Origin of the sequence: Acidisoma sp. L85, assembly GCF_009765865.1 — a bacterium.
Taxonomy (GTDB): domain Bacteria; phylum Pseudomonadota; class Alphaproteobacteria; order Acetobacterales; family Acetobacteraceae; genus Acidisoma.
The window spans coordinates 352,136-366,381 of the sequence record NZ_LMUQ01000073.1 but is presented as its reverse complement, the minus strand read 5'-3'; the positions used below and the strand labels follow the sequence as shown (position 1 = coordinate 366,381).

Below are 14,246 nucleotides of genomic sequence, written 5' to 3'. Positions count from 1 at the left end.
CACCAATGGCCGCCCTCGCCTCCCGCCTCGGCCGCGCGGAAACCGCAGCAGTGGTGCAGATGTCGGCCCGCGCCCGCGCCATGCGGGCCGAAGGCCTCGATGTAATCTCGCTGGCGATCGGGGAGCCCGACTTCCCGACGCCCCCGGTCGCCATCGAGGCGGCGCATCGCGCGGCGCTGGACGGCCAGACCAAATACCCGCCGGTCGATGGGCTGCCGGTGCTGAAACAGGCCGTTCGCCGCAAGTTCCAGCGCGACCAGATGCTCGATTTCCCCATCGAGCAAATCCTCGTCTCCAACGGCGCCAAGCAGGTGATCTTCAACGCCTTCGCCGCGACGCTGGACGAGGGCGACGAGGTCATCATCCCGACGCCCTACTGGTCCTCTTACGCTCTGACGGCAGAGCTTCTCGGCGGCCGGCCCGTCTTCGTGAGCTGTCCCCAAAACAACCGCTTCCGCCTGCGCGCTGAAGACCTGGAAGCGGCTATCACGCCCCGCACCAAGTGGCTCCTGCTCAATACTCCGAACAACCCAACCGGCGCCGCCTACGCACCGGAGGATCTCGCGGCGCTTGCGAAAGTCCTCGAACGGCATCCTCACGTCTGGATCTTCGCCGACGAGATCTACGAGCACCTGCGCTACGACGGCGAGGGTTCCGTCAGCATCGCGGCGATCGCGCCGCAGCTTGCCGACCGGACGCTGGTCGTCTCCGGCGTCTCCAAGACCTACGCGATGACCGGCTGGCGCATCGGCTTCGCCGGCGGCCCCCTGCCGCTCATACGGGCCATGGCGCTTGTGCAGAGCCACGCGACCTCCGGCATCTCGACCGTTGGCCAGGCTGCGGCCGCCGCCGTGCTCGACGCGCCTCAGGATATGGTCGCCGAGATGGTCGCCGCCTATCGCCGCCGCCGCGATCTCGTCGTGGAAGCGCTCAACTGGATGCCCGGCGTCACCTGCGTCGCCCCTGAAGGCGCCTTCTACGTCTTCCCCTCAATCGCCGGCTGCATCGGGCGCCGGAGTAGCGGCGGGCGGCTCCTGGATACCGACCAGGACTTCGCCACAGCTTTGCTCGAGGAGGCGCATGTCGCCGTGGTTCATGGCGGCGCTTTCGGCATGAGCCCACATATCCGGATCAGCTACGCCACCGACGACCTGACTTTGACCGAGGCTTGCCGGCGGATGGCGGCGTTCTGTGGCGCACTCGGCTATCGCCCCTAACGATTTGTCACATTGGCTCTCGCCTCGATTGGCCCGCCCGACTAATTTTCGTCTATGCTCTTCGCGTGATTGTCCGGCGGGCTGCCGAGTCGTAGAGGAATGGAATGGTCGCCGGATGGCTAGATGCTGTGAGCTGGACGGTTAGACGACTAACCTATCGCCTGGCGATCGAGGCAATCATCCTCGCTCAATGCGTGCTCCTGTCGCTGTCGTGCCTCTGGTCGAAGCTCGCCTTGGTTGTCGGCGTTGGCTACTCCTTCGGCCCTGTTGACCTCATACCGGATCGCATCCCTTACTACGGTCATCTCGACGAGGCGGCCTTTGTCATGGTCGGCTTGATCCTCGCTCGACTGCTGGTGCCGCCCCTGCAGGTCTCGGCCGTGCGATCCCGGCATCCGGCGCCGGCCGCCTTGCCTTCCTTTACCATCGTCTTCTGCCACTGTCCAAAGACCGCCGGCACCAGCCTGTTTCGCGCGCTGAGTGACAGGCTTGGTTATCGGCGCAGCTATCTGATGAGGCGGACGCGCCCAGATCTGCGGCTGCTACGAAGGCGCGGCTTCGCCCTTGTTTCCGGTCACGCGCCCTACGGCCATTATCTCGCCTCCGGCGGGGTGGAGGGCGCGACGCGCTTCACCACCTTCTTCCGTGAGCCGCGAGCCGTCGTTCTCTCGCACTTCGCCCATGTGCTGCGTCACCGTCACGAAATCCCAGCGGCGCAACGCTTTTTCGACGTGGAACTTCCGCGGCTCGGCCACCCCACGACATCGGCGGAAGCGGTTCGTCTCTTCATCGCCCGGTTTCGGGAATTCGACGGCTGGGACGCTGACAATCCACAGGTACGGTTTGCCACAAACTGCATGCGTGGTCCGCTCGACGCCTCGCATCTGGAGCAGGCGAAAGCCACCTTTACCGCGATGGATATCGTGGGCTGCGCTGAGCGCTTCAACGAATCGCTCATGCTGATGGCTGACCGCTTCGGCTGGCAGGACATCGCTTATCACCGCCTTAACGTCTCGACCGCGCGGCAGCGACCCGTCGAGGATCCGGCGCTGCTTGATGAACTCGACAAGCATTTGCTCTACGACCACGCGCTGATCCGCTGGGCGCGGAACCGCTTCGAGATGGAGCTGGCGGCGACACTAAGTCGCGTGAACAAGAGTGGCCGTACACCGCCGACTGTGACCCTGCTGGAGGCGGAGCCGCCGTACCGCGCCTTCCGCCACCGGCTCGCGGCCGCGACGACGCTGATGCTGGACGATTGGAGATGGTGGCTCAGCACAAGACGCGGAGCGGCCGCGCGCGCCATCACGACACAAATCTCCGAGCGCCTCACGCACCGCTGAGACGGTTTTCTGACGTCATCCTGGCGAGGGCTGAGGATGACGTCTTGTTCGTGACATGAGGGCGAGACGCGTACCCCTACGCTCGCCCCCTGCGGACCGCGAAGGAGCCGGCGCTGTCGGCTAGGCCGCGTCGGACTCCGAAGCCCGACCGGCACGCTTGCGCGCGTTCGGGTCGAGATGGCGCTTGCGCAGACGGATGGCGGCGGGGGTTACTTCCACCAGCTCGTCATCCTCGACATAGGCGATCGCCTGCTCCAGCGACATCCGGCGCGGCGGGATCAGCAGCATCGCCTCGTCCTTGCCGGCGGCGCGGATATTGGTGAGCTTCTTTTCCTTGATGACATTGACGTCCAAGTCATTGTCCCGGCTGTGCTCGCCGACGATCATCCCGGTATAGACCTTCTCGCCCGGGTTCACGAACAGCGTGCCGCGCTCCTGCAGATACCACAGCGAATACTGCACAGCCTCGCCATCAAGGTTCGAGATCAGGCTGCCATTGCGGCGGCCCTCGATCGGGCCCTTCCAGGGACCGTAGCCGGCGAACAGCCGGTTCATCACGCCCGAGCCGCGCGTGTCGGTGAGAAATTCGCCGTGGTAGCCGATCAGGCCACGGCTCGGCATGCGGAAGGTGAGGCGAACCTTGCCGCCGCCCGAGGGCCGCATGTCCTGCAACTCACCCTTACGGCGGCTGAGCTTCTCGACGACTACGCCGGTATAGGGCTCGTCGACATCGGCCAGCACATCCTCCATGGGCTCCTCGCGCTCGCCGGTCTCCTCGTTGACGCGGGTCAGCACGCGTGGGCGGCCGATGGTGAGCTCGAAGCCCTCGCGGCGCATCGTTTCGATCAGCACGCCGAGCTGCAACTCGCCCCGGCCGGCGACCTCGAAGGCGTCCGTCTCGTTGCTGATAGTGATCTTGAGGGCCACGTTGCCCTGGATCTCATGCATCAGCCGGTCGCGAATCTGGCGGGACGTAACCTTCTTGCCCTCACGGCCGCCGAGCGGGCCATCGTTGACGCGGAAGGTCATCGAGAGGGTCGGCGGGTCGACCGGAATGGCCTGGATCGGCGACATCAGCTCAGGCGAGCCCAAGGTATCCGGGATCGTCGCATCGGTGAGGCCCGCGATCGCGATGATGTCACCGGCCTGCGCCTCCTCGACCGGCACGCGGTCGAGGCCATCGAAGGACATCAGCTTGGTCAGTCGCCCGGTCTCGACTACCGTGCCGTCCGCGCGCAGCACCTTCAACGGCATGTTGAGGCGCGCACGGCCCTGCTCGACACGCCCGGTCAGCACGCGGCCGAGGAAGTTGTCGTAGTCCAGGATGGAGGCCAGCATCGCGAAAGGCGCATCGACATTCAGGTTCGGCGACGGGACATGCCGGATCACCAGATCGAACATCGGCGCGAGATCCTTGCGGGCGCCTTCGAGCACCTCATCCGCCCAGCCCTGGCGGCCGGAGGCGAAGAGCATCGGAAAGTCGAGCTGCTCCTCCGTCGCGTCCAGCGCGGCGAATAGGTCGAAAACCTCGTTATGGACCTCGTCGGCGCGGGCATCCGGGCGATCGACCTTATTGACTACCACGATGGGGCGGATGCCCCGCGCCAGCGCCTTGCCGAGCACGAACTTGGTCTGCGGCAACACGCCCTCAGCGGCATCCACCAACAGGATGGCGCCGTCCACCATGCTCAGAATGCGCTCGACCTCGCCGCCGAAATCGGCATGGCCTGGGGTATCGACGATATTGAGCCGCGTGCCCTTCCAGATGACGCTGGTGCATTTGGCGAGGATGGTGATGCCGCGCTCACGCTCCAGATCGTTGCGGTCCAAGGCGCGTTCCGCGACGTGCTGATTGTCGCGGAAGGCGCCGGACTGCTTGAGCAGCGCATCCACCAGCGTCGTCTTGCCGTGATCGACATGGGCGATGATGGCGATGTTGCGAATATCCATAGGGATCAGGTCCGGCTTTTGGAGCCCACGAAGGGGCAGGATAAGTTCGGCGGTACAGAAATTGCCCCGCCGATGACGGGTCAGCCGTCAGAGGCAGGGCGTGTCGTGTTGCGGCGCACACATAAACGAACACCGCCGCGGAAGCGAGCGCTAACCGAAGGCGCCACTAACGCGGCGCAGGCCCCGGCTATGCGTCGCGGGCGAGCCTAGCGCAGGTGGGCGTCGTCGGCCGCGGTTTCTGCGTCAAGCCCGTGTTGGATCAAGCGATGCACTGCCTCGGAGCGATCCTCGACGTGATGCTCAGCGGACCAGCGGTCGACGGCCTTAGCCTCGGCCGGGCTCATGACCAGGGAAACCTCGGTCACATCGCTCGAATCGCTGCCCACATCCGTCATCACCAGTCACCCCCTGTTGCACTTGCGAAGATAAGACAAATGGGGGCGTTAGGGGTCTGAAAAAAGGCCATGGCTGGTTCGCGGAACTACCCCGCGCGGGGACCCGACGCGGTAACGTCTTGGCGTGTTGGCGCTAGAGCTTCCTGAACCTTGCCACGAAAAACCCGTCCAGCCCGCCGCGCTCGGGCCATAGCCCCGGATGGGTCCGCAAAAATCCCGCCGGCGTGATGGCCTCGGCAAGCTCCGGAACCTCTTCGGGCAAGATCGGCATCACCTCCAGCGGCAGCCGGGCGAAGGCACCCGCGGCGCGAGTCGCGCCCTCCTCCGGCTGTAGCGAGCACACCGCGTAGATCAGCCGTCCGCCAGGGCGCAGCATCGTCACGGCAGCCCGCAGCAGGCGGTCTTGCGCCGCTACCAGCGCCCCGATATCGCCGGGCTTCTTGAGGAAAGGCAGGTCGGGGTGCCGCCGCATCGTGCCGGTAGCGCTACAGGGCGCATCGAGCAACACCGCATCCAATGGGGCTGGCGGCTGCCAGTTGATGGCATCCGCCTCAACGAGGGTCGCCGAGAGGCCGAGCCGGTCGAGATTGCTCCGCAGCCGGCGCAGCCGCCCCGCATCACGCTCGATCGCGAAGACTTCCGCGCCGGCGGCCGTGAGTTGCGCCGTCTTGCCGCCCGGTGCCGCGCAAAGATCGGCGATCCGCTCGCCCGGCTTTACCGCGAGCAGCCGCGCCGGCAAAGCCGCCGCCGCGTCCTGTACCCAGCTTTGGCCCTCGGCGAATCCGGCGATGTCGGCGATGTGCGTGCCGGCGGGGAAGCGGACCGAGCCGGTCGGCAGGAGCGTGCCGCCCTCGGGCACCGCCGCGCCCGGCTTCAGGGTGAGGTCCAACGGTGCCTCTCTCTGATGTGCCGTCGCGATGGCACGCCCCTCGCGTCCCCAGGCCGCCCACAGCCACAGCGGTGTGTCGAGTCGCGGGCCATCCAGGTCGGCGAGTGACGCGACGCCTTGTTCCGAGACCCGGCGCAGCACGGCATTCACCAGCCCGGCGACCTTCGTCTGCCCTCGCCGCTTGGCCAGATCGACGGCGGTGCCGACCGCCGCATGAGGGGGCGCCTCCAGGAACAACAGGGCCGCAACACCCAGCCGCAGGATATGCTTGACGGCCACCGGCGGCGCCTTGGCGAGGTAGGGCTCCAGCACCGCATCGATCGTGCCGCAGCGGCGCAGAGCGGTGGCGGCCAGGCGATGGGCGGCGGCGCGATCACGCAGATCCATCGCCGGCAGGGAATCGAGCGCGTCCTCGAGCGAACGATGCCGGTCGAGAACGGCAGCCAGAAGAGCAAAAGCGCCGTCGCGGGTGGGGTCGGCGGAAGGGGGATCGTTCGGCACGCGGCGGCTATACACAGATTTCGTCGATTGCGGGCGTCGCGGGATCGGCTATGCAGACCCGCGACCTCGGAGAATCCCGCCGCCCATGGATCCGCTGCACGCCATCATCATCGCCCTTGTCCAAGGCGCGACCGAGCTTTTCCCTGTCAGCAGCCTCGGCCATGCCGTCGTGCTGCCCGCGCTGCTTGGCTGGCATCTCGATCTGCAGAGCAGTGGCTTCCTACCCTTCCTGGTCATGCTCCACGTCGGCACGGCCGTGGCCCTGCTCGTCTTCTTCTGGCGCGACTGGCTCGCCATCATCCGCGCACTGCTGGGGATGAGCGACGCTCATGCGAACAAGGAGGGCCGGCGAGTCTTTGCCCTCATCATCATCTCGATGATCCCGGTGGTGGTCATCGGCCTGGTGCTGGAGCATCCGCTGCGCCGAGTCTTCGCGACACCGCTGATCGCCGCCGTGTTCCTGGTCGTCAACGGATTGATCCTGCTCGTGGGCGAAAGAATGAAGGGCAGCGGCAGCCGCGCGCTATCGACCCTTACGGCGAAGGACGCCCTCATCATCGGTCTCTGGCAGTGCCTGGCACTCGTTCCCGGCATCTCGCGCTCCGGCGTGACGATCCTGGGCGGTGTGCTACGCGGTGTCGATCACGAGGGCTCGGCGCATTTTTCCTTCCTGATCGCGACGCCGGTGATCGGTGCGGCGGCGGTGCTCGAGATTCCCAAGCTGCTGCATGATCCGGCGCTCCATGGCAGCGGTGTCTTCCAATTGTCATTGATCTGCGCCGTGGTGGCCGGGCTCACCGCACTCGCCAGCACCGCCTTCCTGATGCGCTACTTCCGCGGCCATGATCGCTCGGCGCTCGATCCCTACGCCTGGTATTGTGTCGCCGCCGGCCTCGGCAGCGCGGCCTTCCTGCTCTTTCGCTAGGGTCTTCCAATGTTCGCACGTCTGCTCCTGGCGCTCGGCCTGCTGCTGCCCCTGGCACCCGCGCTGGCGAGCAGCAACAACCTGGCTGCGGCGCCGATCGGCCGTATGGACCTCCCCTGGTGGAAACACCGGTTCGAGCACAGCCTCACCCGCAACCGCGAGGGTCCTGTGGGGCTGGTCTGGCTCGGCGACTCGATCACCCAGAATTGGGAACTTGCGATGCCGGCCGCCTATGCCGATTACGCGCCAGTCTGGAATCGCTTCTATGGCGACCGGTCCGCGATCAATCTGGGCTTCACCGGCGACACCACGGCCAGCGTGATCTGGCGCCTGGATCATGGTGAGGTCGATGGCATCTCTCCGCGCGCGGTGGTGGTGCTGATCGGCGCCAACAACCTCGGCCGTGCCCATTGGGATGCCGAGCAAACCGTGGGTGGCATCGAGGCCATCACCACCATCCTGCACCGCAAGCTGCCCCAGGCGAAGGTGCTGCTATTGGGCGTCCTGCCCAGTCGTAGGACGCCCTGGGCCAGCGCGCAGACGGCCATCATCAACGCCGACCTGGCGACCGTCTATCGCGACAGCGACTTCGTGACCTTCATGGATGTCGGCCATCTTCTGCTGAAGAACGGCCAGATCGACGGCGACCTTTACCTCGATCCGAAATTCTCGAAGCTCTCGGCCGCCCTGCTCATCCCGAGCCACCCGCAGGTCGCGCATATGGTCGTGCCGGGCGTGCTGCTGCATCCGGACGCCTTCGGCATGGCCCGCATCGCCGCCGCCATCGAGCCCCGCCTGCACCGGATGTTAGGCGACCGCGATCATCTGGCGGTCCAGGCGAGTCGGTAGAGCGGCGCACTAACCCACCCCCGGCCCTCCCTTCTAGGGCTGGGATCGGGGGTGAGTTTGACTGGGCGCCACGCCAACTTAAATCGGCACCCCCGCCAGGCTCTTGCTCGTCCGGATCGTCGGCAGCGTCTGCACCCGGCTTACCTCCGCGATCCCCGTCAGCCGCTGGGTGAGTGCATTCTCGTGCGCGGCGTCCCGCGCGAGGAGGCGGAGCAGGAAATCGCCGCCGCCACGGATCATGTGGCACTCGCGCACCTCGTCCCAGCCGGCCACCGTCTGCTCGAATCGAGTGAGAACCGACTCCTTCTGGCTGTCCAGCCCGACGATGACGAAAAAGGAGATGGTCCAGCCCAGGCGCGCGGCATCGGTCTCCGCATGGTAGCCGTGGATGATGCCGCTTTCCTCCAGCCGCCGCACCCGCCTCAGGCAAGGAGGCGCCGAAATGCCCGCGCGGCGTGACAGTTCCACGTTGGTGATGCGGCCATCGGTCTGGAGTTCGCTGAGAATGCGGCGGTCGATGGAGTCGAGCTCGCTATCCTCGGCCGCCTTGGCTTGAACATGGGACTTCATCGGCGGATCGGCGGCCTCCAGAGGCGCCGTTGAATAACGGCTGACGAAATATTATTTCATCCGCATGGTTATGGAGCAATAACCGGCGCTTTCCGCAGGCCGTTTTCCTTGCCATGCATCCTGAGCACTATATTCTTTGAACTGGCGAATCGAATGGATCCCTCTATGCCTCAGGCTCACCGCACGCCGGTGCTGATCATCGGCGCCGGGCCTGCCGGCTATACCGCCGCGATCTACGCGGCTCGGGCAGGCTTGCAACCGATCCTTGTCGCGGGTTTGCAGCCTGGCGGCCAGCTTACGATCACCACGGATGTCGAGAACTATCCAGGCTTCGCCGAGGTCATCCAGGGACCATGGCTGATGGAGCAGATGGCCGCACAGGCTGAAGCCATGGGCACCCGCGCCATCCATGACATCATCACCGAGATCGACCTGTCCCGCCGCCCTTTCGTCGCGATCTCCGACTCCGCCGAGCGGTTCGAGGCCGATACCATCGTCATCGCGACCGGCGCTTCCGCCCGCTGGCTGGAGATTCCGTCCGAGCGTGCCCTGCGCGGCGCCGGCGTCTCGGCCTGCGCGACCTGCGATGGCTTCTTCTATCGCGGTAAGGCGGTTGCGGTGATCGGCGGCGGCAATACCGCCGTCGAGGAGGCGATTTACCTCACCCGCCACGCCAGCCACGTTACACTGGTCCACCGCCGCGATTCGCTGCGGGCCGAGCGGGTGATGCAGGAGCGGCTATTCGCCAATCCGAAGATCTCCGTGATCTGGGATCATGAGGTGGACGAAATCCTCGGCGGCGGCACGCCCGCCGTGGTGGACGGCCTCCGCCTCCAGCACGTTCGCACCGGCGAGAAGCGGACCCTGGCGCTCGACGGCGTCTTCGTGGCGATCGGCCATACGCCCAATACGATGATCTTCGAGGGGCAGGTCGAGATGGACCGGGATGGCTACATTCTGACCTCGGGCGGCAATACCGCCACTTCCGTGCCTGGAGTCTTTGCCGCAGGTGACGTGCAGGATCGCATCTACCGCCAGGCCGTCACCGCCGCCGCAAGCGGCTGCATGGCGGCTCTCGATGCCGAAAAGTTTCTCTCGCATGCCGCGCGAGAGGTTGCCGTCGCCGCCTACTGACCGCGGGAGGTCATGCGACCTCCCGAACCGACTTTTGCCTTGGATCGGGAATAGCGAAGCATGGATTGGGACAAACTGCGGGTTTTCCACTCGGTGGCCGAGGCGGGCAGCTTTACCCATGCCGGCGACACCCTGAACCTCAGCCAGTCGGCGGTCTCGCGACAGATCTCGGCACTGGAAGAGGCGCTTCAGGTGCCGCTCTTCCATCGCCATGCGCGCGGACTCATCCTCACGGAGCAGGGGGAAGCCCTCAACCGCACGGTGCGCGAGGTCTTCGCCAAGCTCGCGATGACCGAGGCGCTGCTGACCGAAAGTAAGGAGCGCCCTGCCGGGCGGCTCAAGGTGACGACGACGGTGGGCTTCGGCTCGACCTGGCTCGCCTCCCGGGCGCAGCTTTTCCTCGAGCAGTATCCAGAGGTCACGATGTCGCTGATCCTGGATGACGGGGATCTCGATCTAGCGATGCGGGAGGCCGATGTCGCGATCCGCATGCATCCGCCGAAGCAGCCGGATCTGGTGCAGCGCCACCTGATGGACATCCATTGGAACGTTTTCGCGGCGCCGGAATACCTCAAGAAGAGCGGCACGCCGCAGACGCCGGAGGACCTCGACAACCACAAGATCATCCTCTTCGGCGGCTACCGCCCGCCGGTCGAGGACATCAACTGGCTGGCCGAGGCCGGACGCCGCCCGGGCAATCCGCGCCGTGCGGCGCTCGAGATCAACAACCTGCACGGCATGGCGCTGGCCATCCATTCGGGCCTCGGCATCGGCGTGCTGCCGGATTACCTCGCGCGTGACACCCAGGGCCTGGTGCAGATCCTGCCCGAGGTGAAGGCGCCCAAGGTGGATGTGTTCTTCGTCTATCCGGAGGAGCTGCGGAACTCGAAGCGCGTTGCGGTGTTCCGGGACTTCCTGCTCGCGCATATCGCGGAGAAAACCTGAGGCGGCATCGGGGCGTATGACGTGTAGCCTACGCCCCGTCTCTAAGCTGTGGATTGTCGAAGGTCGGATGCCGCAAGCGATACAGCGCCTCGCCGAGCGCCTCCGCGAGGTCCCGCTTCTCCGTCTCGCCTAGGCTCTGCGCCACCTCGAACTGACGGCGGCGGCTGATGAGGAAAAGCCGCGGCACCCGCCCCGGCGCTTCCTCCAGCCGAGAGCCGAGCCAGGCGGCAGGAAGCGTCGTGCTGCGGCGCCGTCCGCTTGGCGTCGCACGGTCGATGCGTAGCGACTGCCGGGTCAGTACCAGCGTCTCCAGCGCATTTGCGCCACGCGCGTTCCAGCGCAACGCGATGAGAGCGAGCCCAACCTCCACGCCCGCGAAGCCGGCCACCGGCCAGGCTCCCAGGATCCAGAACATCGTGGTGACCGCGAGGCTAAGCCCGCCCAGCAGGCAAACGGCGATCGTGATCCCGCGCGGCGAAAGGCTGCGATAGGGCGGAAATTCCGCCTCGAACACGACGGGTTCGGCATCCTCGACCATGCGACAATCTTGGCCCTTCGCCGGCGAATTCTCCAGCCCCAAACCGCGCGGCACTGCCTTGGCGAGGCACCGGCAAAGCGGCTAGCACTGCTCATGGCCCAAGCCCCGCCCGCCACCGCCGCCCACCCCGTCCGCATGCCCACCCGCAACGTGCGCCCCTTCATGCAGGCGCTGGCGGATCAATGGCCGGATGCGCGGACCGAGCTGACCTATCGCGACCCCTTCACCCTGCTGGTCGCCGTGGTGCTATCCGCCCAGGCGACAGATGCCTCGGTCAACCGCGCCACCGCGCCGCTGTTCAAGAAGATCGACGGACCGGTTGCGATGGTGGCACTGGGTGAGAAGGGCCTCGGCGATTTCATCAAGTCGATCGGCCTGTGGCAATCCAAGGCCCGGGCGGTGATCGGCCTGTCACAATCGCTGCTCGACAACCACGGCGGCGAAGTGCCGCACGACCGCGAGGCGCTCGAAGCCCTGCCCGGGGTCGGCCGTAAGACCGCTAATGTCGTGCTCAACGTGGTCTTCGGCGAGGCAACGATCGCCGTGGACACTCACCTGTTCCGTCTCGGCAACCGCACTGGCCTCGCGCCCGGCAAGACGCCGAGGGCGGTCGAGGATGGGCTGCTGAAGCGCATCCCCAAGGACATGCTGCTGCACGCCCATCACTGGCTCATCCTGCATGGCCGCTACATCTGCAAAGCCCGCACGCCGGAATGCTGGCGCTGCGGCGCCGCTCCCTGGTGTGCCTACAGACCCAAGACCCCAGAGCCACGGGCGAAGCAGCCGGCCGCGAAACCGCGTGGCAGAGCGACCGCCATCGAGGTAGAAGGCGGCTGAGTTCAGCCGAAAGTCTCCTGATGCGCATCGTGGTCGCCATGTCCGGCGGGGTGGACAGTTCCGTCGTCGCCGGCCTACTGGCCGAGCAGGGCCATGAGGTCATCGGCGTAACCCTGCAACTCTACGACCACGGCGCCGCCGCCAAACGCCGCGGCGCCTGCTGCGCGGGCGAGGACATCCACGACGCCCGCCGCGTCGCGGATCGCCTGGGCATCGCCCATTACGTGATCGACGCCGAGGCCCGCTTCCGCGCGACCGTCATCGAGGACTTCGCCGGTGGCTACGCGGCAGGCGAAACCCCGGTCCCCTGCGTGCGTTGCAACCAGAGCCTGAAATTCGGCGACCTCATCGACATGGCCCGCGATCTCGGCGCCGAGGCCATGGCGACCGGCCACTACGTCCGCCGCGTTGATGGCGCCAACGGCCCCGAATTGCACCGCGCGATGGATGCGGCCCGCGATCAGAGCTGGTTCCTTTTCGCCACTACAGCCGAGCAGCTCGCCTATAGCCGTTTCCCGCTCGGCGACATGCCGGACAAGGCAGCGGTGCGGGCCCAGGCCGCGCGGCTCGGCCTGTCGGTCGCGGTCAAGCCGGATAGCCAGGACATTTGCTTCGTCCCCGCCGGGCGCTACACTGATATCGTCGCCAAGCTGCGGCCGGATGCGATGGCGCCGGGGGAGATCGTGGACGCGGCGGGGGAGGTTCTCGGCCGCCACGAAGGCGTTGCCCGCTTCACGGTTGGCCAGGCAAAACGCCTCGGCCTGCCCCGCGTCGAGGGCGTCAAGCCGCCCGTCGTCACCGCGCTCGACCCGGGCCGCCGCCGCGTGACGGTTGGCCCGCGGGACGGCGGCACACGCGAGGTGCGGCTGCGCGAGGTCAACTGGCTCGTGACGCCGCCGCCCGAGGGCCTGTCGCTTCTCGTCAAGCTCCGCGCCCGCGCCGAGCCGCAGCCCGCGCTAGTGCGCGCGACGGCGGAGAACGGCGCCTCCGTCGTGCTGGAGACGCCCGCTTTGCCCGCGCCCGGGCAGGCCTGCGTCTTCTATGACGGCGAGCGTGTCCTCGGCGGCGGCTTCATCACCCGAGCCGCCCTCGCCGCCTGATCCCGAAGGACTTTCGCATGCTGATCGCCCAGCTCTCGGACCTGCATATTCGTCCGCGCGGCGAACTGGCCTCACGCATCATCGACACGAATATGCTCGTCGAGCGTGCCTTGTTGACTCTGGCGGCGATGCGCCCCGTGCCGGATGTCGTTGTGATCTCGGGCGATATCACCGAAAGCGGCCGGCCGGAAGAATATCGGATGGCGGTGACGCTGCTGCGCCGCTACCTGACCATGCCGGTTTTCGTGGTGCCCGGAAATCACGACCGCCGAGAGAATTTTCGCACTGGTCTCGCCGATATGCCCGGCGTCACCTCCGACGAGCCTTTCGTCCAATATGTCGTCGAGGACTACCCGATCCGCCTGGTGATGCTCGACTCGGTCGTCGCGGAGGCGGGTCATGGCCTGCTCGACGGCGGCCGTCTGGACTTTCTCGACCGCAGCCTTAGCGCGGCGCCGGACCGGCCGACGATCCTGGTGCTGCATCATCCCCCGATGCTGACCGGCTCCGTCGGCATGGACCGCATTCATTTGCGCGACACTGCGGCGCTCGGCGAGGTTCTAGCGCGGCACAACCAGGTCGAGCGCATTCTCACCGGACACCATCACCGCGCCGTCGTGGGCCGGCTCGGCGGCGCCATCGTGCTTGTGGCGCCGGCGGTGGTGCATCAGTCCTGGCTCGACCTTACCCCTGTCGGCCTGGATGCGATGGTGCTGGAGCCGCCGGCATTCCTTCTGCACCAGTTGCAGCCGGATGGCGGCATCGCGAGCCATACCGCCTATGTCGAGCGCTTCCCCGGCCCCTTCCCTTTCCAGGTGGATGACGATTACCCCGGCCGCCCCGCCAAGGTCTGAGTCTGCGGGCCGCTTCGCCGTCGGGACGGGTTGACGCCGCCCATAAGCCGGCGCTATCGCCTCCCACCGCATGCCGGCACGCCCGGCATGACCCATCCGTGGCGGCGTAGCTCAGCGGTAGAGCAGGAGAATCATAATCTCTTGGTCGGCGGTTCAAATCCGTCCGCCGCTACCATGGGTTTCGTTGAGCCCAGAAGTT

General features: G+C 66.5%; 14 protein-coding genes and 1 tRNA gene. 10 read left to right on the top strand and 5 right to left on the bottom strand.

Going from position 1 to position 14,246, the window contains the following annotated elements; translation table 11 throughout:
* The first annotated feature begins 5 nt into the window (after positions 1 to 5).
* A complete protein-coding gene (locus GSQ83_RS25305) occupies positions 6 to 1,217 on the top strand; it encodes a pyridoxal phosphate-dependent aminotransferase (protein WP_158805616.1) in 1,212 nt (403 codons plus the stop codon).
* Between the two features lie 128 nt (positions 1,218 to 1,345).
* A complete protein-coding gene (locus GSQ83_RS25300; RefSeq protein WP_158805615.1) occupies positions 1,346 to 2,560 on the top strand; it encodes a DUF1232 domain-containing protein in 1,215 nt (404 codons plus the stop codon).
* Positions 2,561 to 2,680: 120 nt separating this feature from the next.
* Here GSQ83_RS25300 and typA read toward each other — a convergent pair whose 3' ends face one another.
* The 3 genes from typA to GSQ83_RS25285 all read right to left on the bottom strand — a co-directional run bounded on the left by typA (position 2,681) and on the right by GSQ83_RS25285 (position 6,310).
* Positions 2,681 to 4,510 carry a translational GTPase TypA gene (gene typA, locus GSQ83_RS25295; RefSeq protein ID WP_158805614.1) on the bottom strand — a complete coding sequence of 610 codons (1,830 nt, stop codon included), beginning with the start codon at positions 4,508 to 4,510 and terminating at the stop codon, positions 2,681 to 2,683.
* Positions 4,511 to 4,716: 206 nt separating this feature from the next.
* Positions 4,717 to 4,905, bottom strand: coding sequence for a hypothetical protein (locus GSQ83_RS25290; protein ID WP_158805613.1), 189 nt, complete (start codon positions 4,903 to 4,905; stop codon positions 4,717 to 4,719).
* Between the two features lie 133 nt (positions 4,906 to 5,038).
* Positions 5,039 to 6,310 carry an RsmB/NOP family class I SAM-dependent RNA methyltransferase gene (locus tag GSQ83_RS25285; protein ID WP_254065897.1) on the bottom strand — a complete coding sequence of 424 codons (1,272 nt, stop codon included), beginning with the start codon at positions 6,308 to 6,310 and terminating at the stop codon, positions 5,039 to 5,041.
* Positions 6,311 to 6,380: 70 nt separating this feature from the next.
* Between GSQ83_RS25285 and GSQ83_RS25280 the strand changes: the two genes are divergently transcribed.
* Both GSQ83_RS25280 and GSQ83_RS25275 read left to right on the top strand, forming a co-directional pair.
* The gene (locus GSQ83_RS25280) at positions 6,381 to 7,220 is read left to right on the top strand and encodes an undecaprenyl-diphosphate phosphatase (protein ID WP_158805612.1); all 840 of its coding nucleotides are present in this window, start codon (positions 6,381 to 6,383) and stop codon (positions 7,218 to 7,220) included.
* 9 nt (positions 7,221 to 7,229) lie between these two features.
* On the top strand, positions 7,230 to 8,069 hold the full coding sequence (locus tag GSQ83_RS25275) for a GDSL-type esterase/lipase family protein (protein WP_158805611.1): 840 nt from the start codon (positions 7,230 to 7,232) through the stop codon (positions 8,067 to 8,069).
* Positions 8,070 to 8,147: 78 nt separating this feature from the next.
* On the opposite strand, the gene GSQ83_RS25270 is transcribed toward GSQ83_RS25275, so the two are convergent.
* On the bottom strand, positions 8,148 to 8,639 hold the full coding sequence (locus GSQ83_RS25270) for an Lrp/AsnC family transcriptional regulator (RefSeq protein ID WP_158805610.1): 492 nt from the start codon (positions 8,637 to 8,639) through the stop codon (positions 8,148 to 8,150).
* Positions 8,640 to 8,804: 165 nt separating this feature from the next.
* Here GSQ83_RS25270 and trxB point away from each other — a divergent pair, with 165 nt between their 5' ends.
* A complete protein-coding gene (trxB, locus tag GSQ83_RS25265; RefSeq protein ID WP_158805609.1) occupies positions 8,805 to 9,773 on the top strand; it encodes a thioredoxin-disulfide reductase in 969 nt (322 codons plus the stop codon).
* A 60-nt stretch (positions 9,774 to 9,833) separates the two neighbouring features.
* On the top strand, positions 9,834 to 10,718 hold the full coding sequence (locus GSQ83_RS25260; RefSeq protein WP_158805608.1) for a LysR family transcriptional regulator: 885 nt from the start codon (positions 9,834 to 9,836) through the stop codon (positions 10,716 to 10,718).
* A gap of 28 nt (positions 10,719 to 10,746) precedes the next feature.
* Here the strand turns inward: GSQ83_RS25260 and GSQ83_RS25255 are convergent, their stop codons facing one another.
* Positions 10,747 to 11,256, bottom strand: coding sequence for a DUF2244 domain-containing protein (locus GSQ83_RS25255; protein ID WP_158805607.1), 510 nt, complete (start codon positions 11,254 to 11,256; stop codon positions 10,747 to 10,749).
* Positions 11,257 to 11,349: 93 nt separating this feature from the next.
* Between GSQ83_RS25255 and nth the strand changes: the two genes are divergently transcribed.
* The 4 genes from nth (at position 11,350) to GSQ83_RS25235 (ending at position 14,222) form a co-directional block, all read left to right on the top strand.
* Entirely contained in the window at positions 11,350 to 12,093 is a 744-nt protein-coding gene (gene nth / locus GSQ83_RS25250; RefSeq protein WP_158805606.1) for an endonuclease III, read from the top strand.
* A 20-nt stretch (positions 12,094 to 12,113) separates the two neighbouring features.
* Positions 12,114 to 13,193 (top strand): tRNA 2-thiouridine(34) synthase MnmA, encoded by a 1,080-nt coding sequence (gene mnmA / locus GSQ83_RS25245; protein ID WP_158805605.1) that lies wholly within the window; start codon positions 12,114 to 12,116, stop codon positions 13,191 to 13,193.
* Positions 13,194 to 13,210: 17 nt separating this feature from the next.
* Positions 13,211 to 14,047 carry a phosphodiesterase gene (locus GSQ83_RS25240; protein ID WP_158805604.1) on the top strand — a complete coding sequence of 279 codons (837 nt, stop codon included), beginning with the start codon at positions 13,211 to 13,213 and terminating at the stop codon, positions 14,045 to 14,047.
* Between the two features lie 100 nt (positions 14,048 to 14,147).
* A tRNA-Met gene (locus GSQ83_RS25235) sits at positions 14,148 to 14,222 on the top strand.
* Positions 14,223 to 14,246 lie beyond the last annotated feature (24 nt).

Coding starts and splice junctions, on each gene's coding strand:
- GSQ83_RS25305 (WP_158805616.1), top strand. CDS start 6: ATGGCCGCCCTCGCCTCCCGCCTCGGCCGCGCGGAAACCGCAGCAGTG.
- typA (WP_158805614.1), bottom strand. CDS start 4,510: ATGGATATTCGCAACATCGCCATCATCGCCCATGTCGATCACGGCAAG.
- GSQ83_RS25290 (WP_158805613.1), bottom strand. CDS start 4,905: ATGACGGATGTGGGCAGCGATTCGAGCGATGTGACCGAGGTTTCCCTG.
- GSQ83_RS25280 (WP_158805612.1), top strand. CDS start 6,381: ATGGATCCGCTGCACGCCATCATCATCGCCCTTGTCCAAGGCGCGACC.
- GSQ83_RS25275 (WP_158805611.1), top strand. CDS start 7,230: ATGTTCGCACGTCTGCTCCTGGCGCTCGGCCTGCTGCTGCCCCTGGCA.
- GSQ83_RS25270 (WP_158805610.1), bottom strand. CDS start 8,639: ATGAAGTCCCATGTTCAAGCCAAGGCGGCCGAGGATAGCGAGCTCGAC.
- trxB (WP_158805609.1), top strand. CDS start 8,805: ATGCCTCAGGCTCACCGCACGCCGGTGCTGATCATCGGCGCCGGGCCT.
- GSQ83_RS25260 (WP_158805608.1), top strand. CDS start 9,834: ATGGATTGGGACAAACTGCGGGTTTTCCACTCGGTGGCCGAGGCGGGC.
- GSQ83_RS25255 (WP_158805607.1), bottom strand. CDS start 11,256: ATGGTCGAGGATGCCGAACCCGTCGTGTTCGAGGCGGAATTTCCGCCC.
- nth (WP_158805606.1), top strand. CDS start 11,350: ATGGCCCAAGCCCCGCCCGCCACCGCCGCCCACCCCGTCCGCATGCCC.
- mnmA (WP_158805605.1), top strand. CDS start 12,114: ATGCGCATCGTGGTCGCCATGTCCGGCGGGGTGGACAGTTCCGTCGTC.
- GSQ83_RS25240 (WP_158805604.1), top strand. CDS start 13,211: ATGCTGATCGCCCAGCTCTCGGACCTGCATATTCGTCCGCGCGGCGAA.